The organism is Alteromonas sp. M12, assembly GCF_037478005.1.
Taxonomy (GTDB): Bacteria; Pseudomonadota; Gammaproteobacteria; order Enterobacterales; family Alteromonadaceae; genus Aliiglaciecola; species Aliiglaciecola lipolytica_A.
Genome location: NZ_CP144164.1, coordinates 3,932,928 through 3,959,882 on the forward strand (window position 1 = coordinate 3,932,928; position 26,955 = coordinate 3,959,882).

General features: G+C 41.3%; 17 protein-coding genes. 9 read left to right on the forward strand and 8 right to left on the reverse strand.

The window, feature by feature from the left end:
• Positions 1–56 precede the first annotated feature (56 nt).
• The gene (locus VUI23_RS16800) at positions 57–2,195 is read right to left on the reverse strand and encodes a S8 family peptidase (RefSeq protein WP_342805076.1); all 2,139 of its coding nucleotides are present in this window, start codon (positions 2,193–2,195) and stop codon (positions 57–59) included.
• Between the two features lie 444 nt (positions 2,196–2,639).
• Here VUI23_RS16800 and VUI23_RS16805 point away from each other — a divergent pair, with 444 nt between their 5' ends.
• Positions 2,640–3,200: a hypothetical protein gene (locus VUI23_RS16805; protein ID WP_216049579.1), complete on the forward strand. Its 561-nt coding sequence runs from the start codon at positions 2,640–2,642 to the stop codon at positions 3,198–3,200.
• A gap of 152 nt (positions 3,201–3,352) precedes the next feature.
• Here the strand turns inward: VUI23_RS16805 and VUI23_RS16810 are convergent, their stop codons facing one another.
• The 3 genes from VUI23_RS16810 to VUI23_RS16820 all read right to left on the reverse strand — a co-directional run bounded on the left by VUI23_RS16810 (position 3,353) and on the right by VUI23_RS16820 (position 7,157).
• Entirely contained in the window at positions 3,353–4,204 is an 852-nt protein-coding gene (locus VUI23_RS16810) for a universal stress protein (RefSeq protein WP_303499354.1), read from the reverse strand.
• Between the two features lie 10 nt (positions 4,205–4,214).
• Positions 4,215–5,705, reverse strand: a complete 1,491-nt coding sequence (locus tag VUI23_RS16815; RefSeq protein WP_216049577.1) for a SulP family inorganic anion transporter — start codon at positions 5,703–5,705, stop codon at positions 4,215–4,217.
• Positions 5,706–6,149: 444 nt separating this feature from the next.
• A complete protein-coding gene (locus VUI23_RS16820) occupies positions 6,150–7,157 on the reverse strand; it encodes a hypothetical protein (RefSeq protein ID WP_342805077.1) in 1,008 nt (335 codons plus the stop codon).
• A 204-nt stretch (positions 7,158–7,361) separates the two neighbouring features.
• On the opposite strand from VUI23_RS16820, the gene VUI23_RS16825 reads away from it, so the two are divergent.
• On the forward strand, positions 7,362–10,007 hold the full coding sequence (locus VUI23_RS16825; protein WP_342805078.1) for an AAA family ATPase: 2,646 nt from the start codon (positions 7,362–7,364) through the stop codon (positions 10,005–10,007).
• Positions 10,008–10,060: 53 nt separating this feature from the next.
• Here the strand turns inward: VUI23_RS16825 and VUI23_RS16830 are convergent, their stop codons facing one another.
• The 3 genes from VUI23_RS16830 to VUI23_RS16840 form a co-directional block, all read right to left on the reverse strand.
• Complete coding sequence (locus VUI23_RS16830) at positions 10,061–11,149, reverse strand: hypothetical protein (RefSeq protein ID WP_342805079.1); 1,089 nt, start codon at positions 11,147–11,149, stop codon at positions 10,061–10,063.
• 67 nt (positions 11,150–11,216) lie between these two features.
• Positions 11,217–12,080 carry an aminotransferase class IV gene (locus VUI23_RS16835; protein ID WP_303499349.1) on the reverse strand — a complete coding sequence of 288 codons (864 nt, stop codon included), beginning with the start codon at positions 12,078–12,080 and terminating at the stop codon, positions 11,217–11,219.
• Positions 12,081–12,401: 321 nt separating this feature from the next.
• A complete protein-coding gene (locus VUI23_RS16840) occupies positions 12,402–13,406 on the reverse strand; it encodes a LacI family DNA-binding transcriptional regulator (protein ID WP_216049572.1) in 1,005 nt (334 codons plus the stop codon).
• Between the two features lie 113 nt (positions 13,407–13,519).
• On the opposite strand from VUI23_RS16840, the gene manD reads away from it, so the two are divergent.
• From manD to VUI23_RS16865, 5 genes are all read left to right on the forward strand, one after another.
• Positions 13,520–14,737 (forward strand): D-mannonate dehydratase ManD, encoded by a 1,218-nt coding sequence (gene manD, locus VUI23_RS16845; RefSeq protein WP_216049571.1) that lies wholly within the window; start codon positions 13,520–13,522, stop codon positions 14,735–14,737.
• Positions 14,738–14,786: 49 nt separating this feature from the next.
• Positions 14,787–15,926 carry a Gfo/Idh/MocA family oxidoreductase gene (locus tag VUI23_RS16850; protein WP_342805080.1) on the forward strand — a complete coding sequence of 380 codons (1,140 nt, stop codon included), beginning with the start codon at positions 14,787–14,789 and terminating at the stop codon, positions 15,924–15,926.
• An 11-nt stretch (positions 15,927–15,937) separates the two neighbouring features.
• Positions 15,938–17,701 carry a transporter gene (locus tag VUI23_RS16855; protein ID WP_216049569.1) on the forward strand — a complete coding sequence of 588 codons (1,764 nt, stop codon included), beginning with the start codon at positions 15,938–15,940 and terminating at the stop codon, positions 17,699–17,701.
• 48 nt (positions 17,702–17,749) lie between these two features.
• Positions 17,750–18,595, forward strand: a complete 846-nt coding sequence (locus VUI23_RS16860; protein ID WP_303499348.1) for a hypothetical protein — start codon at positions 17,750–17,752, stop codon at positions 18,593–18,595.
• Between the two features lie 138 nt (positions 18,596–18,733).
• Positions 18,734–20,536 carry a DUF885 domain-containing protein gene (locus VUI23_RS16865; RefSeq protein ID WP_342805081.1) on the forward strand — a complete coding sequence of 601 codons (1,803 nt, stop codon included), beginning with the start codon at positions 18,734–18,736 and terminating at the stop codon, positions 20,534–20,536.
• Between the two features lie 378 nt (positions 20,537–20,914).
• On the opposite strand, the gene VUI23_RS16870 is transcribed toward VUI23_RS16865, so the two are convergent.
• Positions 20,915–23,917: a TonB-dependent receptor gene (locus VUI23_RS16870; protein WP_216049566.1), complete on the reverse strand. Its 3,003-nt coding sequence runs from the start codon at positions 23,915–23,917 to the stop codon at positions 20,915–20,917.
• A 665-nt stretch (positions 23,918–24,582) separates the two neighbouring features.
• On the opposite strand from VUI23_RS16870, the gene uxuA reads away from it, so the two are divergent.
• Complete coding sequence (uxuA, locus tag VUI23_RS16875) at positions 24,583–25,797, forward strand: mannonate dehydratase (RefSeq protein ID WP_342805082.1); 1,215 nt, start codon at positions 24,583–24,585, stop codon at positions 25,795–25,797.
• Complete coding sequence (locus tag VUI23_RS16880) at positions 25,794–26,876, forward strand: mannose-6-phosphate isomerase (protein WP_342805083.1); 1,083 nt, start codon at positions 25,794–25,796, stop codon at positions 26,874–26,876. Before uxuA ends, VUI23_RS16880 begins: the two co-directional genes overlap by 4 nt.
• The last annotated feature ends 79 nt before the right edge of the window (positions 26,877–26,955 follow it).

Genomic DNA, 26,955 nt, shown 5'->3' on the forward strand with positions numbered 1-26,955 from the left:
AACTCAGCCCCTGCAAAGATAAACTCTGAGGGGCTGAAGGTATTAAGTAAATAGGGTTATTCTTGCAACAAAAAGTTTTCTTGGTTCACGTATGCTTCTTCCCAAATGAAAGCCTCTTCCCAAATGAAAGCTTCTTCCCAGATGAAAGCTTCTTCCCAAATGAAAGCCTCTTCCCAGATGAAAGCTTCTTCCCAAATGAAAGCCTCTTCCCAGATGAAAGCTTCTTCCCAAATGAAGGCTTCTTCCCAAATGAAAGCTTCTTCCCAAACCTCAAATTCAAAACCTTCGATGTAATAGTTGCCATTTTCATCTTTACGAGCAGCGCCCATATAGTGTTGTTCACCACTTAGATCCGCAGCTATGTCCAGGCCATTGTTAGCGCATCCCATAGCAGTCGATTCAACCGCTTTAACAGCATTTACACTACCTGAACCTTGTTGGAAGGGGCTGTAAGCAAGTTGCCCATTTGATAACTGCGCCATGGTAGTACTGCTCATTAAGCGGCACTTCACATCGTTAGCACTTAAACTCGGATCGTTTTGCAGCATTAACGCCACTATCCCACTTACCACACCGGACGCTTGTGACGTACCAGACATAATAAAGCGATCATTTCCAACCATATATTGCGGAAATTTATTAGGCACATACATATCTTCATTAGCTAAGCTAAATATATGTCCACCTGGCGCAACCAAATCGGGCTTAACAAAAGCTTCGTGCGTTGGACCTTGAGATGAGAATGAAAGTAACTCATCATCATGAGGATTATCTTGCGTGTAGTTGTCAGTTATTGCGCCAACACTAATAACATAAGGAACATTGGCAGGCACACCGATAGTCATTGCCGCCGGTCCAGTGTTACCAGCAGAGGTTACCACTACAATGTCTTCTTCCCATAATTTCATGATCGCTTGATTGATTGGATCCGCCCAATAATTCGAACGTGGCGGCGCACCAAAGGATAAATTCACAACTCGAATATTAAGTTCTTCGTGATTATCAGCAATATATTGAATCGCTCTAAGTGCATCTAAATAAGTACTATGGCCATCTTCATAGAACGCTTTAATCACCACTAGGTTTGCGTCTGGAGCAACCCCTTGATAATAACTGCGCATCTGTCCATCAACGACTGCATGGTCGCTGTTGGCGATGATCCCAGAAATATGTGTTCCATGACTATTTTCATCCGTCATATCTTCTGGTTGTAATTCCTGATTTTCAATTGCATCAAAAGCAGCTGTAATTCTAGGATTATCGTAGGTGTCATTTTTTAGCGCTTTGTGACTCGCCCATACACCACTATCGATAACCGCAACGGTAATGTCTTTACCGGTAATACCATTGTCATGTAACTCATCAGCACCAATGGTGTTTACATAGTAGCTGTTGCTATCGCCTTCATTGGCTTGAGTGTCGTATCCTTTCACTAGGTCACGAGTACAATTTTGGGTAAACGAAACGTCCATTGAAAAGTCGTTTTGTTGATAATTTTCTGCGCCATTACGGGAGAAAGTTAATTCAACTTTTGCATCATCAAAGGCGTTCATTTTTGCGTAACGACTTAACCAAGAAGAATCTAGGGTTAACTCTCCGTTTTGGCGGCCAAACAAGCTCCAAAACACAGTTGTACCATTGAATTTAACCGATTTGATGTTGCCCAAACTTGTAGGCCAAGTGAAACTCATTTCGTCGACATTAGTATTCATGTCACGGGCATTATATAAGTTCCAGCTCACCTTATTTTTTTCTAGGTCAACAACATGACTTCCATACACTAGGCAATTATCAAGGGCACCAGCAGTAAAAAGAGGTTGATTTTCAGTAATTGTAATCAGAGCAGGTAGACTTTTAAGCAGCTCCAATTGCAAATCAGAAACTCGTACACCAATTCCTCCGACCAACGGCAATTCGTGGGTAACCAATCCACCAACTAAATTAACTAAATCGTTGAGTACCGCAATATCACCGCCTTGGATTAAAATTTCATTATCCATTGCTAAGATGCTATTAAGCACTGGAAGCTCTGGCAATCCCAAAGATGTTGTCAATTCTGAGACATCTGTAATTGCTGTGACTTTTTCAAGATTAAGCCCCAAAAGGCCGCTGCTTGCCGCGCTTGCATTTAGAGTAGAAAAGCTCAACAACCCACTTACGAGAACTGCAATCTTATTTCTATTGTTTAGTTTCATGTTATTTGTCTCTAGTATTTTTGACCGTACATGGAATGTCGTTAAACATAAAATACAGGTTTCCTATTTATCCATCAGATATAGCAACCCTTATGCCAATAGTTACCCCCGCGGTTTTATTAGCCTTTAGTCTAATGTGAAAATAATGAATGCAATCAAACAGAAAAATATGAGTGCAAAAAATGAAATAACAGCTCAATATTTGCATTCATTTTTTTCAATTTCATACGTTGAAAAATTTAATATCAAGTTAAAAGGGGCAAATAAAGATTAGAAAATATGATTTGGCCTAAGCAAACCTAGAATATTGTTAAGTTAACCTGTAATTTAAAGAAATAGGTACGACGAATGCCGAGAATCGTAATCTAAGATAGTGTTATTTGTTGGAATTAAGTAGGTCACTAATGAGCATTGATAAATGAACGCTAATAGTAAAAGATATCCATGAAGACACTTTACGGTCTAATTTTATTATCCTTGTTTATTCCCACCAACGGAATCGCCGCTGCAGATTTAATGTCATTGGAGTGCCAAATCGTTCCGCAAAAAAACCTTGAAATATGCTCCCTTTCCACCCAAGCAGAGCATTTCCCAGTGAATGACTTGATTTTGTACAAACGAGAAAAGGGCCATCTGCCTGTGCTTATTGAGGTTATTAAAGGAGATGTTGCTATAAGTTGGTTTTGGGGATTTTCGACACAAGGAAAGTACTCAGTAATGAGTTTCGCCGAAGAAGGACATCCTTATTTTGTCGTTTTCGAGACCGAAGCTTTTTTGCAAACTGAGCAACGGCCAACTGCGATCGCCGTTGTCTCAGATTACTTTTTAGAAAGCTTAATTGAATTGCAAGATGATGGTACTGCCGTGTTTGCATACTCTGGTAGCAGACAAACCGCTAGTGATGGCGGTGAATGTGTAGATGCTCAATACGATAATCAATCTTTGAACGAAAATTGCTTTGTGACCATTAATATTTTAGATAAAAGTCATGATGCGGTTAATTAAAATAAGAATATAGACAACCCAGATATAGTGACTAGTTTTAAGTTTACTAGCTAAGCCGCCTGCCCATTTGCAAGCCACTTGTGCAACACTCCCCAATACTTTAAGCAATAGCACGTAAAGGTTGGGCTGTATTTGCAATCAATATAAAGGTATTAACGCAGCACGATCATAGGTACATCACCTCGTTCAAGCATTTTCATCGTATTACTGCCAACAAAAAACTGCCGAAGCTTAGAGTGCCCAAATGCGCCCATAACAATGAGTTCAATATTATGGGATTTTTTGTACTCCATAAGCGACTCAAAAATATCTCCCTCAAGGTAAGAGGCAGTCACTTGAAAGCCTTTTTGTTGCAATCGTTGCTGAGCAGATTCGAATTTATCCTGTAGATTTTTTTCGTTATTTTTTACCGAAACCAAATGACAATGAAGCCCGTGCAATAACCCACCATCAATTACCCGTTGCAATGCTTTGTCAGCAGTTTCTCTGCCATCATAAGCAATCATAAACGAAGTTGGTGGGTTGAAAGTATCTGGAATTAACAAAACAGGATGCACTGCTTTGCGCAGTAGGGTCTCAATATTCGATCCTAGTGCGTTAAAGCTATTATCATGTCCTTTGCCATTGCGGCCAATAACAATGAGTCTGGTTTTGTCTTCGATGTCGTTTATCGAATCTACAACTTCACCATGTCTTTGTAATGATTCAACCTCAGCAACACCAGAAGTTTGTGCATGTTGAACTACATCGTCAAGCAACTCACGGCCTAACTGCAGAGCTACTTTGGCACGTTGTTCATCTAACTTTGTCATTTCTTCAAGCAAAGCTGAACGCGCACCTAGGCCAATGGCACCAGTATAATCATCAGCGCCATGCTGCTGTTCTTTTTCCAAAGCATGTAAAAACAGAATGGGTTTGTTGAGTTTCTTTGATGCCCAGACAGCAGCCGCTGTCACGGCTGGGGTGATTGCAGAACCATCTACACAAGTCACTATTTTCGTCATCATTATCTCCTTAATGTCCGCCAAACAGCTTTTCGACTTCTTTAGGATCATTGTGAACCCCAAATTTATCAACCACTGTTTCCGTTGCTTCATTCATTCCCACAAGATTAACAGTCGCTCCTTCGCGCCGGAATTTAATTACCACTTTATCCAAGGATGACACCGCAGTGATATCCCAAAAATGTGCATGGCTAAGATCAATCACAACGGTTTCGACAGCTTCTTTAAAATCAAATTCGTTAACAAATTGTTCTGCTGATGCAAAAAACACCTGACCGATTATCTCGTAAGTTCGCACTTTTTCAACTTCGTTATAGTGGGACTTGACAGCCATAAAACGGCCGATTTTATTGGAGAAGAACAAGGTTGCTAACAGCACACCAATAAATACCCCAATAGCTAAATTGTGGGTAGCAACAACAACAATAACAGTGCTCACCATAACGATATTTGAAGACATGGGATGTTTTCGTAAATCAGTGATAGATGACCAAGAAAAGGTTCCTATTGATACCATGATCATAACTGCCACCAGCGCAGCCATTGGAATTTGGCCAACCCAGTCGTCAAGAAATACCACCATAATGATTAAAAACAGACCCGCAATAAAGGTAGACAACCTGCCGCGGCCACCTGATTTCACATTGATAATTGACTGGCCTATCATGGCGCAACCAGCCATACCACCAAATAAACCAGCACCAATATTCGCCATGCCCTGCCCTTTGCATTCTTTATTCTTGTCACTGGTTGTATCGGTTAGATCATCAACTATTGTTGCCGTCATCAAAGACTCAAGTAAGCCAACCACGGCCAACCCAAGGGAGTAAGGTAAAATAATTTCAAGGGTAGTTAAATTAAGCGGAACTTCCGGCCACAGAAATATCGGTAACGTATCGGGTAGTTCGCCCATATCACCCACAGTTCGAATGTCTAAACCTAACGCTATCGAAACAATAGTAAGGGTGACGATACACACCAACGGTGACGGAACAACTTTACCAATAGTAGGAACATAAGGTAATAGATAGATAATGCCTAAACCGGCCGCTGTCATAGCATAAACATGCCAAGTTACATTGGTCAATTCAGGTAATTGCGCCATGAAAATTAGAATAGCTAATGCATTAACAAAACCGGTTACCACCGAGCGGGAAACAAAGCGCATTAGACTGCCAAGTTTGAGGAAACCAAAAATAATTTGCAGCACACCGGTAAATAAAGTGGCGGCCAGCAAGTATTCCAACCCATGCTCCTTTACCAAGGTTACCATGAGCAGTGCCATTGCTCCGGTAGCAGCGGAAATCATTCCTGGTCGGCCACCCACAAATGCAATAATGACGGCGATACAAAACGAAGCGTAGAGACCCACTTTAGGATCCACTCCGGCAATAATTGAAAAAGCAATCGCTTCCGGTATCAAGGCTAATGCCACAACAATACCAGCAAGCACATCACCACGAATATTAGAGAACCACTCTCTTTTCATGTTTTCGAGCATGTAAATAACCTAAAATTTGACCTTCCCTTGTAACGTAAGGAAAGTAACAGTTTTCAAAACAAATAAGTCCGCGAGCAATGTGGGACATTTGCACAACAAGAATCAACGAGATGATAGAGGGAGGACAGCCTAGGGCGGCGTGAGTTTCAAGTTCGAGTACCTTAATAGTTGTTAACGACTAGATGCGAACAATATAACTTTAGTAATTTTGATACAAGTACAACCAGTTGAAATCACCTAAAAACACCGGTCATAATCCTAATTCTGCATGGTACGCTCGAATTAACTATTGTTTAAACTACTTTAAATGGCGCTAATTAAAAACTCAAATAGTGAGATTTCTTGTGCCAAAAAGATTGCCCTAGCGCAACTAAAAACACTTCAAGTTAATAAGCCAGAATAACCCCTTAGATTTAGCGGCTATAGCAATTCAAGGTTATGACTTCATGTAGGATTTTTTCGGACAAACAGGATAAAAGCAGAGGTTAAAAATATAAATAGAAGCGTGGAAGGCTCGTTTACCTGTGTAATTTGCTGCTCGATTAACGCTAAATTTGAATAAGTAACAAGGTGGGACATACTGATTTCTTCTCCGGGTTGCAAAGTAATACCCAATGCATAGGAAAATGTGCCATCACCGAATGCCTGCTGGCTGCCTCCAATATCAGTGCCCGTTGCACTTGCGCTGCCAGTAAAACTCATATGGCCGGTATTTGTTATGTCCGTTTCCCGTATTAATGACATAATCGCATTATCGCCGCTTTCAGTTTGATTATTTATATACGGACTAGTGTCGGCAAAAACGATATCTAACGCATTACTAGAGTTGAAAAACATATCTAGCATTGCGAAGGCTTCTGCGACACTACTTTCTCCGTCCGCTATTGCAAACATCCCCATTTCAAATTCGCCTTCAATTGAAAATGTCAATGCTGTGGTATTTTGATTGGAAAGAGTATAGGTTCTTTGAAAAGACGCTTCAGTGTTAGCTTGAGTATCAAAAAGTTCTGAGCTAATGGTTGCCTGGGCCTGCCCATTCCCCCATATTCCATATTCAGAAACATCACTATTACCATCAGGAACTAACTCATATTCAACGATTTGATATAGCTGTGTATTATTCATGCCGAAAGCACCTTCGGTACCAGCATTACGTGTGCTACTGCCAACGCTTGTGAAACTCGAAGGGTTGTCAGGAGCGTCACCTGCAATCACCACATCAAAGTCATCAAATTCAACACTATCTGCCGCTTGTAGCTCGGTATTCACTGAGTAAGAATAAATCGGGCCATCGCTATTAACCTCTAATCCAATAGGCAACTGACCTCCGCCTGCAATAATGAAGTCATGGTAAAATGACAGACCACTATTAGCATTTATGGGGACAGCCATGCCTGTTCCTAACCAGGTTGTTGCCATAATACCTATAAAAATTGAATTAAGAGTTTTCATGGTCGCTCCTTTTTACGCATTTAAAAGCCAAATTAAGCCACTATCCTAGTTATCAAAGTATAAATACTTGCACGTGGCTAAAACTGAGTACTGACACCTGTTTTTTGTGAACCAACCACCTAAATTTTGCAAAATCCTGCAATTGGGCGAAATTTAACTTAAATTAGAATATATAGTTGAGGCTCAGCGGAGCAGGTAATTAGAATGTTTTTAGAGCGAGAAGCCGCTATTGATAAGATATCAAACAGTATCTCTCAAATAGCTCAATCGGGAAAAATATTGCTGCTAAGTGGTGAAGCCGGTATCGGTAAAACCACCTTGTTGGAGCACGTCCGTTCCCATGCAGATAGCACAGTAGACATTTATTGGTCAGGTTGCGATCCCTTATTTACGCCTCGCCCATATGCTCCAATATACGATTTTGCCCAGTTGCTATCGCCTACCTTGCTCACGCAATTGGAAAATGGTGCCGTACCTAACTTAATTTATTCCAGCTTTTTTCAGGCAATTAGCCAATTGGGAAAACCAACTATTTTGGTAATAGAAGATGTTCATTGGGCCGACCATGCCAGCTTAGACCTAATCAAATATATCGTAAGACGTATCTCATTTTTGCCCTGTTTACTGTGTCTAAGTTATCGAGTCGATGAAGTGACGCAAAATCATCCTTTGAGTTCAGTACTTTCATTAGTGCCTTCTGCACATACAGTGCGCGTTCATCTCGAACAATTAAGCCAAGACGCGGTGGCAAAATTAAGTAAAGACAGTGGCTATGATCCAGATGCCTTACACAAGATCACCGGTGGAAACCCATTTTTTATTGCAGAATTGTTAGCTAATAACGGTTATAACAATCACACAATTCCCGCGTCAATTAGAGAGGCGGTGAGCAGCAGAGTACAATTATTAGGCCGTAATGAACGAGAACTTTTGCAGGTTTTGAGTCTTATTCCATATAGTATTCCAGCCGTTTTGATTGGCAAATTATTTGATGAAAACGGTGAATCGTTCGCAATGGCCTGTGTTGCCAGAAAATTATTGGTATGTGATCAGCAAAGTATATTTCGGTTTAAGCATGAACTAGTTCGGTTAGCCATATTGGAAAATCAATCACCGCCGCAAATCAAACTAACTCACAAGCGTATAATTGAGTGTTTAGAAACACTGTCTTTAGGCACTAATTTAGCTTGGTTGGTGCATCATGCTGAGGGGGCTTTAGATGCCGAAAGAGTGCTTAAATACGCACCTAATGCAGCGACTAAAGCAGCTGAACTAGGAGCCCATAAGGAAGCCGCATCGTTTTACAGCAAAGCCCTAAGTTTTGTTGAATATGCTGAACCTGAACTTGCTGCAAGCCTGCATGAAAACTGGGCATATGAAGTTAGCTTAACAACCCACATGCAACAAACTGTAATCGACGCACGACGCCACGCCATTAGCCTATGGAGAGCCCTAGACAGACAAGATAAAGTAGGTGAAAACTTACGTTCGCTGTCACGTCTTTATTGGTATCAAGGCCATGCCGAAAAAGCCGAGCAATACGCTAACCAGGCGATTAAAACATTTGAGTCGATACCAGCCTCTAGCGAACTGGCCATGGCCTACTCTTTACGCTCACAATTGGATATGCTCAACGACCGAACGGACGACGCCATACACTGGGGAAATAAAGCCCTTGAACTGGCAAAACAGTTTTCAAATCCTACGGTGAAAGCACATGCGCTAAATAATATTGGGACGGCTTTATTGATGCATGGCGATGCCACGGGCGAAGATAAACTAAGACAAAGTTTAGCTATTTCAGAACAACATGGTTTCCACGAGGATGTAGCAAGGGTTTACACAAACTTTTCAGACTATTGTATTCGATTTAAGAAACTTGATTTGGCTGAAACTATGACTCAAAAAGGCATTCAATACGATATCGCTCATGATCTAGATTCGTGGACTTATTATTTAGTAGGTTTACAAGCCCAACTGCGTCAGGAACAAGGAAGATTAATAGATGCACAAACCATTGCTGCCGGCGTGCAATCGATTCAAAACCAAACCCTATTAATGAAACTGCCGGCGTTAATTGTTCTCGCACGAGTCAACTTACGTCTGGGAGTTGCGAATAGTCATGAGTTGCTTAATCAAGCCTTAAAAGACGCCCAATCAACCAATGAAAACCAATACATCATTCCAGCTAGGTTAGGACTTATTGAATACCAATGGTTAAACGCGGACAACACAACTTGTATAGAAGAAGCTAAAAAGCATATAGATTGGTTAAATGAATTGCCGCCTGGTGTATTGAACCAATGGCAGTCAGGCGAATTATTTTTTTGGTCTAAACTTTTACAATATGAAATACCAAATGTTCGGCAAGATAGCATATCAAAACCTTATCAACTTCAATTAGCAGGTAACGACGAAGCGGCTTATTCTGCATGGCAGACCCTTGGAATGCCTTTCAACGCTGCGATTTGTCTACTGTCAATTCAGGGGCAGCGTCGGCAATCTTCATTCGTGAACGCATGGCAACTATTCGAAAAGATGCAGGCCAAAGCCCTGCAACAAAAAGTGAGAAATATTGCCGCATCAGAAGGGTTTGCCGATATTCTTCCAAAACTTCGCCGCGGTCCTTATTCTAAAACACGAAAACACCCAATTGGACTCACCAATAAAGAACAACAAGTTTTGAAGCTGTTAGTCACAGGCGCAAGTAACCTTGAGATAGCGAATACGCTTTGTCGATCAAATCGCACAATAGAAAATCACGTGTCTTCGATTTTAAGTAAACTGAATGTGGAAAACCGAGTTGAAGCTATGCTCAGAGTGCAAAACGAACCTTGGTTAGCAGAATAAAGCAACACCATCATATATTGATATGAACAGGTTAAACGTATTTATCAATCTGCCTATGCTGAGAGGCGAAAAATTTTGTAGCTGCCGATACTGAGAATCGGCAACACAAATACCACCACAAAAACCCAAGTAAGAGTGCCATAGCCACGACCAATTAAACTAACCAGCCCAACTGAGGAAGCTAAATAAATTGATAACACTAAAACAATAGCAGCAATTGCAGGACGCAAAAGTTTGGGCATTATGCGTTGTTTTTCCTCATACACTTCAGCGATTCGTTCATTCATGCCGTGGATAAACGCAGTGCCTGTTTCGATAAAGGTACCGAATAACACTACGTAAAAAATGGCTTTTAGCCAAGGCATGTTCAATTGCTGCATCATCAAGTCAGATGGCACCTTTGCTTCTGTTATTTGTGCAGAATTTGCCACCATAGCGACAAAGAAAAATAATGCTGGCAACATAGCTAAAGGGCCAGCCAAGGCGCCTGCCATAAATGAATCTTTGCGATCAGCCATATGGCGAACACAAAACAAAATTAGTGGTAAGGCTGCAATGTTGTAACCAACGTATTGGATTGAACTGATAAACCAACTATCTTTAATTTCCCCATAAAATAGTTGTTCATTTAAATTTCCACCATATTCACGCAAGTACAAATAAACAAATATTCCGTACACTAGGTATAAAAGAAACGACCATCCGGCTAATACCTTCTCAATCAGCTTAGTTCCCCAAGCGACTAGTACGCAAATCGAGACCATTAACAATACAGTGCCAAGGGTACTGGATATATTCAAATGTTCAGAAACCACTTCCCCCGCAGCAGAACCAATCACCGCCAAGACTAAAATGCCTAGGGCAAAATATGCCAACTCATAGACAATCCAACCTTTACCCAATAGCTTTTTGAAAAAACCTCTGTATGTATAACTTTGGGTTAATCGAGCAAATTCAAAACTCAGCATACTAATTAAGCTAAAAGCAGCAGTTGCCACTAAAATCCCTAAAAATCCGCCTAACGGACCCGAACTAAGAAAAAACTGGACTAATTCTCGGCCTGTCGCATAGCCCCCTCCAATCAAAACTGACTGTAGAATAAAACCGGGCAATAAAATCCGTTGGAAAAAGCTTGTTGGCATAGTTATCTCTTATTTAGCTGTAGCGAACTAAGTTGATCTTTTTGCGATTAATTCAGACAAAAGTAGTTTACTGTTTCAGTCGTTGATAACTGGAAAATAAACGCTGCCAGATGGGTCCAGGTTTGCCTTCTCCCACCTTCTCACCTTCAATATAAGTAATCGGCTTTAACTCTTCATAAGAATTACTCACCCAAACCTCATCGGCTTGTTTGACCTCTGTGACTGTGGGAGAAACTTGGCGTACTTCGATACCTTGTTTTTCAGCAATTTCAATAATCAGTTTGCGGGTCACACCGGCCAATATGTTATCCACCGGCGGTGTAAAAATAATATCGTCTTTAGCAATAAATAAATTGCTGCTCGGAGCCTCAACTACATGCGTATCTCTAACTAGCAATGCCTCACTATTGGGCACACCATTTTGCGCCAGTTGTAGATAGGACATCACGTTCCCCATCAAGCTAATGGACTTTATAGAGCAGCGCTGCCAGCGCAAATCCTCTTGAAAATAGGCATCACAGCCTTGATATGTTTTGTCGAAAGGAGGTGTAAATGGGGTACTAAACATCAGTACTGTCGGTTTTGCTTCTACTGGGAATCGATGCTTGCGAACCGCTTCAACGCCACGGGTTATTTGCACATAAAGCATTTGCGAGGGCTGATTACTCGGTAACAACGGTTGCGCAATATCCTTTAACTCCTGCACACTATAGCCCAGTGGAATGTCTACGGCCTCTAGTCCTTCAAGCAAACGTTGCCAGTGTTGTTCACCGCCTAAAGGTTTACCGTTATAGACAGGCACCACCTCATAAATCCCATCTCCAAATAGAAAGCCGCGATCTAAAGGAGAAATGCTGACTTGGCTCAAAGGTATGTATTGGCCATTAAAATATGCAGCGCTATCGGAGTTGTTCGTTTTATCATTAGCCATATAAGAAAAAGCCCACAAAGTTCTTCAGTATAAAATCCAGAAATATACTGTACTGTAAATTCGGCATATGTGTAGCCTTTTTCTGAGGGCTAAGTGTTATGACTAAACAATCAAAAAAACCACTGCAGAGCACATTTATAAACTCTCTTTCCATGGCGAAATTAAGCGAATCTAGGGGTTGCCAATTGGTTAACTCAATTTTGGCTGGATTAGCGATGTTGAGATCTAATTTGCAGCAGTAAACCAACAGGTAAATCGGTTTATCAAAAATAACCATTTATTCATCTTTATACGCATAAACGTAGAAAGCAATCCGCGAAATCAGATTGCTTTACAAGACTCTCTTAACTCTAAAGAACACGGAATTAGAATTTTGTGGGAAAGATTACTCTCGTTAGCAATGTTATTAAGCAGTAATTGAGTTGCTTCCATACCTATGGTGTAGGGTTCTTGCTTAACCACTGTAATTGGTACTTTAAAGAATTCGGCCATTGGGATTTCATCAAAACCAAGCAATGAAACATCGTCCGGGACAGATATATTGGCTTGATTTAAGTCTCTTAACAATTCGATAGTGATAGGTAAATGTTGCGTGAAAAATGCAGTTGGAGCCGCAGATTTAATGATTTCCGTTGGCTCTACTTGAAAACCTGATTCACGTTGCCAGAATTGCACTAAACTATCTTCTACTGGAATACCATGCTTAGTAAGTGCGTCTGCATATCCTTGATAGCGTTCCGTTCTGGAGATAACATTTTTAAAGTCTTGGGTGACAAAACAAATTTTCTTGTGGCCAAGCTGTATTAAGTATTCAGTGGCATCAAACGCCGCTTTTTTGTAGTCAGATAAAACGATGTTTTGTTCACTTCCATCATTTTCAATTTGAAAGTGCACTATCGGCATACCTTTACCAATGTAATCCGTAACGAGCTGATTATTGTTACCTGATGACGCAATAATAATTCCATCAACACGCAGTTGATACAGCGCCTCAATAGACTTTGCTTCAATCTCAGGGTCAAAATCAGTGTTATAAATTAGTGCGTTGTAGCCGTTCGCTTTACAGTAATCATCTACCCCTCGGATAACCCGACTGGTATAAAAGCCCGTTATATCTCTGACCACCACTCCAATGGTTTTAGTCTTGGTCGCCTTAAGGTTTCTCGCGATAGGATTGGGAACATAATCCAATTCAGCAATTGCTGCGCGAATTCGTTCTTGGGTTTCTTTCGACATGTAGTCAAATCGCCCATTTAGGTATTGTGAAGCTGTGCTTTTTGATACTCCTGCAAAACGAGCTACATCAATTAATTTCACTTTTGCCATCTATGTATCGCTATTGTTAATTTTATTATGGGAAAGTTGACATACTGCAATACTATGCTAAATTATTCAACTAAACCGGTTTAGTAACTTTATCTGCAAAGAGAGAATATCAGTTGAAAATTAAAGAAATCAAAGTATTTGTTTGTAACCCTGGCAGAAATTTTGTCACGGTGAAGATCACTACTGATGCAGGCATATACGGTGTAGGTGATGCTACACTCAACGGTCGCGAAATGGCGGTTGTCAGCTATTTGGAAGAACATGTAGCCCCTTGCCTTATCGGTCGCAATGCCCATGATATCGAAGACATATGGCAATATTTGTATAAAGGCGTTTACTGGCGTAAAGGCGCAGTTAATATGGCCGCTATAGCCGCTATTGATATGGCCTTATGGGACATCAAAGGGAAGGCTGCAGGCTTGCCGGTTTATCAGTTACTAGGCGGTAAGAGCAGACAAGCAGTAACACTTTATGCCCATGCTAGTGGTGAAGACATCGAAGACACTTTGAATAAAACGGAAGACCTTATCAATCAAGGTTTTAAAGCAATTCGATTGCAGTCTGCTGTGCCCGGTTTGAATGTCACTTACGGCGTACTTGGAGACAAAAAAGATTACTTCGAATTACAAGGTAATCGTCCGTTACCGCCAGAAGAGACCTGGTCGACGCAAAAATATTTTAACATGATCGTTGAGTTGTTTCAGAAGGCCAGAGAACGATTTGGCAATGACATCCAACTATTACACGACGTGCATAGCCGCTTAACCCCAATAGAATCAGCAAAACTGGGTAAATTACTTGAACCCTATAACCTAATGTTCTTAGAAGACGCTTCTATTGCTGAGAATCAAGACAGTTATAAAGTAATTCGACAGCACACCACTACCCCACTCGCGATTGGTGAAACTTACAATACTATTTGGGATTGTAAGGATTTGATTCAAAACCAACTGATTGATTACCTTAGAGCGGCCGCAACTCACGCTGGCGGAATTACAGCATTAAGACGTATGGCAGATTTTGCCAGTATATATAACGTTAAAACTGCTCCACATGGCGCTCCTGATTTGTCACCAATTTGTTTTGCTGCGCATATGCATTTAAATATATGGGCTCCTAACTTTGGCATTCAAGAATTTGTTGGTTTTGGTAACGAGCAGTCCAAACAAATTTTCAAACATCAAATTAAAGTAGAGCAAGGCATGGCATACGTCAGTGACGCCCCTGGTCTAGGGATTGAGTTTGATGAAACAGAAGCAAGTAAATATCCCTATAAACGTTCTTATCTGCCTGTCAGTCGACTAGAAGATGGAACCGTTTGGAATTGGTAATCCAGTTCTACTTTTTTGAATTTAAGCTTTGTTAAGTTGGAGAAACAACATGAGCAAAAAGATAAGTGTATTAATATTCGGCACCGGATTTGCGGGCCAAGGACATGCTGAAGCATTTCGAGATATGGGTGCCGAAGTCGTCGGCATCGTAGGCAGAACTCAAAGTGTTGTAGAGCAAGTAGCTAAAGACATGAATATCCCCTATGCCGGCACAGATTGGCAAAAAGCATTGCAAGATTGTCAGCCAGATGTCGTTTCAATTGCAACACCAGGTGGTGCTCACGTTGAAGCAATTACCGCGGCGATTGAAAGTGGTTGTCACGTTTTCTGTGATAAGCCGTTAACTGAAAGTGGTGAAACCTCAAAACAACTTTATGAGTTGGCGGTTGCAAAAAATGTCAAAACTGCATTTGCCGCAAGCTTTCGCTACATGCCTGATGTGATTCACGCCAAGCGTTTAGTTGAAGCCGGCGCTATCGGTGAACCATTAGAAGTTGAGTGTATTTCTCACTTCAATTTAGAACGCGATATTCCGTTTGGCTGGTCACACAGAAAAGAACATGGCGGTGGCCGACTAAATAATAACTTTACTCACAAATTGTCTATTGTCACTTCCATCGTTGGTGAAAAAATCCTATCGATTATGGGAGAGGTGCGGGACGATCTAGGCAAAGCGCCAATCGTTGAAGGTGTGCATAACTTTAAAAAACGTCGCGATTTCATTCCTAGTGATCTAAATGATCCTGCTCTTAAATGGGGCGAATCGAACGTCGAATGGACCTATACGGTTTTAGCTCAAATTGAAAGTGAAATGGCTAAAAATCCAGTTTCAGTGTTATTTAAACACGGTGGATTACACCCTCGCTTCCATGAAGACCATGTGGTGATTTATGGTAGTGAAGGCGCGATCTACATTAAAGGACACTATGCTAGTGGGCCATTGTATGTGCATGACAAAACCAAAGGATGGCAAGAGCTTGCATTACCAGAGGACATTGCTAATAACGTTCCTGAAGCAGAAGGCGATACCGAAAAGAATTGGCGCTACCTTATCAGAGAACTACTAAACGATATTAAAGGCGAAAACGTTGCTCCTTATCAAACGTTTAAAGAAGGCAGCCAATATCAGCAACTGATCGACATAATCCGTAAAAACGACAATTGGGTTGACGTTAGTCATCTGCAATAAAAGGCCTACTCATGTTATATGAATATATAGTTATTGCCGGATATTTTATGTTAGTTATCGGGATTGGTTTTGCGTTCAAAAAAATGGCTGCAAACTCAACCAGCGATTACTTCCGTGGTGGCGGACGCATGCTTTGGTGGATGGTTGGTTCAACTGCGTTTATGGCGCAGTTCTCCGCTTGGACATTCACCGGCGGAGCAGGCAAAGCCTTTACTGATGGTTTCTCGATTAGTTTAGTATTTTTTGCCAATACCTTTGCCTATTTTTGCGGCTGGGCGTTTTTTGCAGCGCGCTTTCGTCAAATGCGCGTAGATACTCCTACCGAAGGAATTAAGCGTCGTTTTGGTCATCAAAATGAACAGTTTTTCTCATGGGCGCTGATTATTTTCAGTTTTATCAACGCCGGAGTATGGCTTAATGCCCTAGGAGTGTTCACCAGTGTTGTTTTTGACGCTGATGTGAGCACCACCATCATCGCCACCGGCCTAACTGTATTATTTGTTTCGGTATTGTCTGGTGCTTGGGGCGTAGTCGCCTCTGACTTTGTACAAACCTTAGTGGTTGCCGTCATTTCCATAGCCTGCGCCATTATCGCACTTGTCAAAGTGGGTGGACCGACGGCGATGATAGATAACTTCCCAGTGGACTTTGTGATGGGACCAGATATGAATTATGGCTTAATTTTAGTGGCCACATTTGTATTTTTCCTAGCTAAACAAATGATCACTATCATGAACATGCATGATTCATTTCGCTTCTTAAACGCAAAAGACTCAGCAAATGCAAGTAAAGCCGCGTTGTTAGCCATGGTACTAATGGGTGTAGGAAGTATTATTTGGTTTATACCACCTTGGGCCTCAGCCACCTTATACCCTGACGCGGCGGCAGCTTACCCGGAGCTAGGCAACAAAGCTGCTGATGCGGTGTATTTGGTATTTACCCGCAACGCTATGCCGGTGGGAACTGTCGGATTATTGTTAGCCGGTTTGTTTGCAGCCACTATGTCCTCAATGGATTCAGCCCTAAATAAGAATTCAGGCATTTTCGTCCGCAGTATTTACCAACCTCTTTTGACTAAAAGAAACAAAGATGTCAGTGATAAACACCTGCTTACCATCAGTCAAATTGTCAGTTTTATAAGTGGGATTTTGGTTATCGCAGTGGCGCTATTCTTCAAGTCATTGAAAGAGCTCAGTCTGTTTGACTTGATGATGAACGTGTCGACCATGATTCAAGTTCCTTTGCTTATTCCGCTTATTTTTGGTTTGTTCATTAAAAAGACACCGCAATGGGCGCCTTGGGCAACTGTAATAGTGGGCTTGTTTGTTTCTTGGTTTGCAGCAAATATCTTCACGCCGCAAGTTTTGGCCGATTTGATAGGAATGGAACAAGAATTTACTCGCCGTGAATCGATTGATATCAACTTGATGATCACTATTGGCGGACACTTACTTATTACCGCCAGTTTCTTCTGTATATCCAGTTTGTTTTATTCAGAACAAAAAGATCAACATATCAATGAAAGAGAGCTGTTTTTTGAAGATCTAGAGACCCCTTTCATTGCCGATTTTGAGCAAGATGAATTCGACCGTCAACAACGTCACAAATTAGGTTCAATGGTGATGTATATGGGAGCTGGGGTACTGGCGATGATGTTGATTCCGAATCCAATGTGGGGACGCTTGGTATTTGTATGCTGTGCACTTGCCATACTCGCTGTCGGTTTCTTATTGAAAAGAAGCGCCACATCGAAAAAAGCACTAAGCACCGCATAGGCGGTGCTATTGCTTCTATTTTAACGAATTATTACACGAGTGAATTGGATGTTTTCAAAATTAAAATTTGTTTTTATTGCCAGTGGTCTTCTGCTACTCGCCGCTTGCAAACCATCTATTGAAGAAAAGCATGAACAAAAATCAGTCACGCTAAGCCATGGTGTGGATGAGTCTGCCGGTGGTGTTAGCGCTTATATAATTAGTATCGATAACGCCACTTTTTATCTTGAAAAACAAGGTGGTGGGCTATCAAGTATGTTAGACAAAGATGGCGTGGATTGGATTGGGTTCCACGATGAGAAAGGTTCAGGTTGGAAAGGCGAGTATCGTGGTTTTCCAAATGCAATACACAAACAAGACGGAAATTATTTCCATGCGTTAAACGCGGGAACCGAGCTGTCGACTTCAAGCATTGATATTGAAACGGATGAACACGTCAGAATTACCTTCACTTCAGGTAATGGTAAATGGCAGGGACAATGGGACTTCTATCCAGATCGCTGCGATTTCACGATGTCACAAGTCAGTGAAGGCTATAAATATTGGGTGCAATATGAAGGCGTACCCGGTGGAGAGATGGACGAAACTGATTTCTGGTATGCCTCTGTCGATGACCAACAACACCCCATAAATGAAGCTTTTATTGGTGATCTTCCCGCACCTGAATGGTTTGCTTTTGGGGATGTAAAAACATCGAGAATGATCTATTTATTACATCATCAAGATGATGCATATCCGGATGACTATGTAAGCAGACCATATATGACGGTATTGGGCTTTGGACGTCATGAAAAAGACAAATATCTGAGCACTCCTCAATCATTTTCGTTAGGATTTATTGAGTCATCTGATTATCCTGAAGTTGCGCAACAAATCAGAAATATACTGAAATAAGTGAACTTCACATGGTTTGCATAGCGCGCAAATAACAGTGTTTGCTGCGCTTACCAAACTAAGCAAAGATTTGCTAAAATTGTACGAACCCTTTATAAAAGAGTATGGTTAAAAAACATACTCGAAAGGGAAATCAAGATGCCTATAAAACTGTTTATAAAAATGCTATTTGCGGCAATGCTGCTCACTGCTTGTGCCGCTCCACAACAAACTAAAGACTCCATATCAGTAACAGCGCCTAATGATGCACAACAACAGCTGCAACAAATACTCGATGAGGAGTGGCAGTACTTTCTAGATACTTACCCTGCTTATGCTAGTTACCTTGGATTAGGTAATGATCAGCAAAATAGTCGTTGGCAAGACATGAGTTTGTCGGCAATCAATGCAATTGACGCTCATAATCGTGACGTCCTTGCAAAGCTTTCTAGTATTGATGTCGAACAATTAACGGACAGTCAGCAGACTAACTATCAGTTGTTTAAATGGCAGCTAGAAATGTCCATAGAAGAGCACAAATATAAGTCCTATCTTATGCCGATAGACCAAAACCAAGGGGTGCAAACCTTGGACGATATGGCCAACTTCGTGTCGCTAAGTTCGGTCAAAGACTATGAAAATTGGTTAACAAGACTGGAAAAAATCCCCAGGTTACTTGAGCAAAATCAAACCTTGATGGAAACCGGTATGTCGCAAGGCATGATGCCTGCCCGCGATACTATGCTACGCATCCCTGCGCAAATTCAAAAACAGCTTGTCGACACACCAGAGGAAAGTCTTTTTTATCGGCCCTTTATCAATATCAGTGACCATATATCATCTGCTGAACAGGCGCGCTTACAGCTAAAAGCTAAAGCCATTATTGCTGACCATATCATTCCAGCCTATGCTGAATTTAACGAATTTTTTATTAACCAATATCTCCCTGCAACACGCTCTACCCATGGTTTGTGGGATACGCCTGATGGTAAAGCATCGTATCAGCAGAAGGTTCGCTATTTTACCACTACTGACCTGACACCAGATGAAATCCATCAGATTGGTTTGGATGAAGTAGCACGCAATCGAGCAGAAATGGATAAAGTCATGGAAGAAACCGGCTTTGACGGCACGTTTGAGGAATTTGTTAACTTTTTACGTACAGATCCACAATTTTATTATGAAACGCCCGAAGAGTTATTTGATGCATATCTCGCAATCAGCAAACGTATCGACCCAGAGATCGTCAAATTATTTGGCAAACTTCCTCGCATACCCTATGGCTTAAAAGCTATCCCTGATGCGGTTGCCCCTGATTCGACTACGGCATATTACAATCCGCCCGCCGCTGATGGTTCCCGTGCGGGTTATTATTATGTGAACTTATATCAACCTGAAACCCGTCCTAAATATGAAATGGAAGTGCTGAGTGTTCACGAAGCAGTACCAGGACACCATTTGCAATTGGCGTTACAAATGGAATTGGATGATATGCCCTACTTCCGTCGTTTCTTAAGCTTTACCGTTTTTGTAGAAGGTTGGGGATTGTACAGTGAACGCTTGGGATACGATTTGGGCTTGTACAAAGACCCATACTCCCGCTTTGGTCAATTAACCTATGATATGTGGCGCTCAGTGCGTTTAGTAGTAGATACGGGCATACATTACAAAGGTTGGACTCGACAGCAAGCTATTGACTACTTTAAAGCAAATGCGGCTAAAAGTGAGGAAGATATTATTAACGAAATCGATCGCTATATATCTTGGCCTGGTCAAGCCCTTGCTTACAAAATTGGACAATTAAAAATGTTGGAGCTGCGCGAACGAGCCCAAAATGAGTTAGGTGATAAATTCAACATAAAAGATTTCCACGATACTTTGTTAGGTAGCGGTTCAATTCCACTATCGGTATTAGAGACGAATATTGAAAACTGGATAGCATCGGTAAAATCTGCCAAATAGTCCAAAAGATAGAAATCAAAGGGGTCAGAGCCGTTGAAATAAAATCAATGGTTTTGATCCCGCAAGTTTAAATCAATGGCTCTGACCCCGCAGGTTCAAATCATTGGCTCTGCCCCCGCAGTTCTAAATCTATGGCTCTGACCCCGCAGGTTTTCAAGGTTTAACATAAGTTGGTGTTGCTAAACGGACAGGATTCCGAAACAGAAAGTATTGAGAAATGCAAAGTGATACAGAATAGAAGGTGTTATTTGCAGCAAATAAAAAAGCAAGCCATAGGGCTTGCTTTCAATTTAGTAATATAAATACCTAACCCTAATATCTGTTTGGAAAATGATTGCCATCAATAATGGCAATCTTAGTTAGGTATATTTACAACTCTTAGAAGCGGTAGCTACCACCAATGGTGATTCTACGGTCAGTTAAACCTTGGTAACAAAGCAAACCACCTTCGTTGATACAACTTTGCTCAACTTCAGACTCTGTGAGGTTAACAGCTTCAATACCAACGTTGAATTGCTCATTGATATCATAACTTACGCTAGCGTTAAGTTGTCCTCTGTCTTCTTGTACCACTGGGAATCCCCAAGGTAAGCTAGAAGTACTACCGAAGTCAGTTGAACGGTACGCTTCACGCCATGTGTAACGCATACGAGCCGACAAACCATACTTTTCATAGTACAACGTAAAGTTGTAAGAGTTTTCAGACAAGTCAAGTAAGCCCTGAACTGCAGAAACACTGATATCGTCAATACCCGTTGTTAATGCAAACACAGCGTTAGCACGGCTAGTTGCTGAATCTTCTGCCTCACCACCTGAGAACTCTTGAATGGTATAGTTGAAAATCACACCGAAACCAGAAGCCCAACCTAGGTCATCTTCGAAACCAGCAAGGTCATATTGAACAGCAAATTCAATCCCTTTCTGAGTCGTTTCACCAGTGTCATTAATTTTTTGCGATGTAGGAACACATACGCCGGTACCAATTGGACCAAATACGTTGATGTCTGCAATTGGGTTAAAGATACCGCCGCCTTCACAAGGATCTGTGATATCACGGAAACCAGTTACAGGATCTTCATATGGGTCATCTTGTTGAGTTACGTGCAATTCAGAACGTTTCTTGTGGAAAATACCAAGACTAACCATACTTGCTTCAGCAAAATACCATTCAGCAGACAAATCGAATGAAGTCACTTCTTCAGGAGCCAAACCAGGGTTACCTAGTTGTACTGCTGGGTTTGGACTAGTAGAGAATGTATACGACGTTGAAAGGTCATCAAAATCAGGACGTCTAATATCTTTTCCCCAACCTGCACGAACAACAACATCATCGTGTACATCGGCTACTACGTTAATACGTGGTAATACGAAGTCGTAATCACTTTCAGTTGTAACAGCAGTAACCACATCGTTAGTTACAGAGTTACCTCTTGAAGTCACGTCAGTTTTTAAATAACGCACACCAAAGTTACCGCGGAGCATTTCATAAGAGAAGTTACCTTGCGCATACAAAGCAGTCGTTTTCTCTTCAATATCAAAGAAAGCAGCTGAGCTTGAAGTTGGTGAACTAATAGGTCCACGAGTTGAACCAGTAATAGCATTATTAGCAACAATGGCATCATTTAAAATAGCTAACACGCCATCTGGATCTGAAGCAACTCTTTCTGCGTCAATAAGAAGAAAATCACGTACGTATAATTCTCTACCATCAGCATCATTAAAGTTAGTCGGCCCAGGTACCAGTAGTTCTGCGAACAAATCACCAGTAGGGCTATCTGCGAATTCTCTTAAACCTACGCTGGTCGTAATCTCGTCACGAAGACTGTTTACTTTACTGTAACGGAAACCAACATCAACCGAAGTCACAACACCGTCTAGGTAATAAGTGAAATCAGTACGGAAAGCATCTTCACTGTTTTCCGCGACATCTTGGCCAATCGCCACATCACGCAATACCACGTTAGCTGGGTCAAGTAGTTGTTCAGAGCTAGGGCCAGTTACTTCACCTGTAGCAACACCAAAGGTTAGTGCGTTGCCGGTTAAATCGTAAATAAATGGCGTACCATTTTCGTTTGAATCGTATAGGTCTTCATTACCGTTTGCTTCATTGGCAAAGTGATTGGCTAGAAGAGCTTCAGCATTCAATGGAGAGTTAGGGTTGATAAAGTTCAATGTAGTATTGAAGCTAGGAGTAGTAGTATCAGAGCTTGAAGAAGACAGCTCAGCACTCACTTTAAAGTTATCACCGGTCCACTCACCACCAAGTCTGTAAATTTCACTTTTGGTTATACGAGAATTTGTATCACCTGAGAAACGTAAGTTACCGTCAGAACCATCTCCATCAATTGGAATGACACCACGTACAGCTGCTTGGATGCTACCAAGGTCTTGGCCACCTAAAGAACCAAAGTTAACCGTTTCGAATTCACTAGGAGCGGCAATGTCTTTAAGTCCACTAATACCTGATGCTTGAATTCTTGAACTTTCTTGTCTGCGTTCTTGATCGTTAATAACGGCATCAAAAAACAACTTCAACTCTTCTCTTGGCGCCCATTCAAAAGTAGCGGCAATGTTAGTAGATTCATATTCGTAGTTGTCATAATCTTGTACGAAGAATTGAATTGGTAAGTAATCAAAATCTTGTGCACTTGCCGCGCCACTATCTGCAGCTACAGAGTTATCTCTATCAGCACGAGGACGGAAAGCAGTAACATCTTGCTCAGCATAGTTAAGACTTACTACTACACCGAATTCGCCGTTATCAGTATCCCAATTGTCGCCAAAAGTACCTGATAGTCTAGGAGTAAAAGTACTGTCTGTAGATAAGCTACTATTTTCACCTTGTACACGAACGGAGATTAGGGTGTCATTAAGCTGAAGTGGACGTATTGTTTTCAGGTTTACAGTTCCACCCACAGATCCTTCAATTGTTTTAGCTTCAGGAGACTTCGTCACCTCAACGCCAGATATAATTCCTGCTGAAACATCTTCAAAACTAATACCGCTGCGTCCAGCGCCAGAACCCACAGTAGATACACCGTTGATTTCCGTTCGGTTAGAGTTAGTACCACGGATTTGAACACCGGTACCAACACCAGCTGTTCTTGTAATCTGAATACCAGTAACGTTCTCTAGTACTTCCGCAAGGTTTTGATCTGGTAGCTTACCAATATCAACCGCTTCAATGACTTCAACCAAGTTATTCGATTCCCGCTTTTCGGCAAGGGCGTTGGTTAGTGAGCTACGAATACCTGTTACTTGAATAACCTCGTAATCGTCATCTGCACTTGGCTGCGCATCTTGTGCAAAAGCAGATGCGGACATATTTAGCGCGGTTGCTGAAAGCATCGCTAAAGTAATTTTCGATAATCTGTGTTGCATATATTGTTCCTGTGAGTTTTATGTGTGTTTTAAGCTTATTTTTCAGTAATTGAACATCATCTTTATGGAATATAGTTTAGATAAAAATTTACACAAACTTATTACTTCACAAGATAAAGGCTCAAGACTTACAAATAATTTACGTAATACTTACAATTTATCCTGTAAAGGTCAACCTTTTGGTAATATATTTTTTAACAAAAATTTAAAGTATTGGTCTAGCCAATGCTTACATTCTAATAACCAAAGCATGTAAAAATCAATAAAAACCTTAAAATAACAATATATATCAACATGTTAAAGACAACCCATGATATAGCGTTGAGTAAAGATTATGTATAGATGCTATAGATTTTCATGTAACTAAATAGTGTGAAAAAGAAACGAAACAGGGGGTGAGTGGCACGATAGACAGAATATATTGGTTGACCAATTTGGTATTATTGGATACTTTAATTTGTCATTTTCACAATCACGCATATCCCTCAATGGGAGCGGGTACTAATTTCAATGTGTAAAGCTGCCACCGGAAGGTTACTCTAATAATCTGTTGATAGTAGACACTTACTTCAAATGAGCAAAGACGGATTGTAAACACATTATGGCGTTGCTGATGAAGTGAAGGTGAAAAGCTTACTTTTTTATTTTAATTAGAGAAACTTAAAATGCGTGAATCTTGGAGATGGTTCGGTCCCAACGACCCCGTAACCATAAATGATATAAGACAAACAGGTGCAACTGATGTTGTCAGTGCGCTGCATACTATTCCTACCGGTGACGTTTGGTCAATTGAAGCGATTCGTCAATATCAGGCTCTAATAGAAAACTGTGAAGATGATCTTATGCCCCTTAAATGGAGTGTAGTAGAAAGTATTCCTGTCCATGAAGATATAAAACTGAGACGACCTGGCCATCAAAAGTACATCGATAATTGGATCGAATCGATGGAAAACCTAGCCAAATGCGGAATAAAAACAATTTGCTACAACTTCATGCCGGTGATTGATTGGACGCGTACCGATCTCAAATTCAAACTTCCCAACGGTGCATATGCGCTGCGTTTTGATCAGAAAAAGTTTGCCGCCTTCGATCTTTTTATTTTGCAACGTGATAACGCTGAAGCAGAATACAGTGCAGCTGAAATAGAAGAAGCAAAACAGGTCTTTGAAGCTATGTCTGAGGCCGATAAAGAACAACTGACCAACAATATAATTGCTGGTCTACCTGGTAAAATGACTGACGCTTATGGACTGGACGATTTTCGCGCCATGCTAAGCAACTACAAAGATGTAACAAGTGATACTTTACGTGAAAGTTTGTTTGCATTTCTAGCACAAGTTCTTCCTCGCGCAGAAGCTTTGGGCGTTAAACTGGCCATTCATCCTGATGATCCACCTCGAGATATGCTTGGACTACCGCGTATTATTTGTACCGCAGACGACTTGGATATTCTGTTTAATGCACTACCTAGCCCTTCAAACGGTATTACCCTTTGCGTAGGCACATATAGCAGTCGTCCAGACAACAACTTACCGGCTATGGCTAAGCAATTTGGACCGCGTATTCATTTCTCTCATCTTCGCGGTGTCACCCGTGACCCTAATGAACAGCGCACTTTTTACGAAGCTAGCCATCTCGATAGTGACATAGACATGATTCATGTGGTGAAAGAATTGTTGAATGAAGAAAACCGACGTCGACAAGCCAACTCGCTAGATCAAGACATATTTATTCGTCCCGATCATGGTCATCAGATGATGGATGACATCGGTAAAACCGTCAACCCAGGCTATTCCGGCATTGGTCGTTTGAAAGGTCTTGCCGAAGTTAGAGGGGTAATAAGAGCCCTCTCTGCCCAGTTCGAAGAGCAATCATCATGAATAATATCATTAAGTTTTCGGCAAACCGTGTTTGGCGAACCTATCAAGGTGGAAAATTGCTCGATCTAATCGAAGGCAAAGAGAATCCACAAGATTCCAGTTTTCCAGAAGATTGGATTGGTTCAACGGTAGAAGCCCGTAACATTGGCCGCGAAGAGATCTCTGAAGGATTAGCAACCGTCAAGCTTGAAGATGGCAAATCAGTGACGTTTCGTGACTTGTTGAATCAAGATCAACAACACTTTTTAGGTTATGTTAATAACTCTGCTCGCTCGTTAGATGACATTCCGCTAGTAAAATACCTGGACAGTGCCACACGGTTGCATTTCCAAGCGCATCCTACCCGGGAATTCGCACAACAAAGACTAGGTTATCCTCGTGGGAAAACCGAAGCATATGTTATTTTGGAGATCCGCGAAGATGTAACTGATCCCTACATTTACGCCGGCTTTCAAAGATCACCCAGTCGTGAACAGCTCAAAAAATGGATAGAAGAACAAGATATTGCCTCCATTGAAAAGTGTTTCGATCGCATACCTGTAAAACCAGGTGACGTATTTTTGCTGCCAGGCGGACGTCCCCATGCGTTAGGAGAAGGCATTTTGATGTTGGAGATCATGGAACCATCTGATTTAGCAGTCAGATTTGAATTCGAAAGATGTGGTTATGTGATTCCTGAAAAAGCACGCTTTATGGACCGCGGCATAGAGACTGCATTAGATGCGTTCAACTTCTCCCCTGTTCCGCCTGAACAGATAGATGATGAATTTCGTTGCATCCCAGAAGTACTGATTGACGACAACGCGGGTAACACCCTCGAAGAGCTAATCGGTCCTGATAAAACCCCTTGCTTTACCGTCAGACGTGCTACCGTTCAAGGCAATTTCCTGCGTAAACAAGATGCTTTTTTCATAGGGGTAGTAACCCAAGGAAGTGGTGTTTTGCGAGCAGGAAATGAAGTTACCCAATTAAATCAGTGGGATCGCTTCTTTTGTCCTGCAAACATTGAAGATTTCCAATACGAATCTGAATCGGGAATGACTGTACTGGAGTGCTATCCAGGAAGTGACAAAAAATAACAATAAAGTAAAAAAGTTGACTTAGCTATGTTGCGAAAGTGAGTAAATAAGTTGCGATTAGGCAGCGAAATCATAGCTA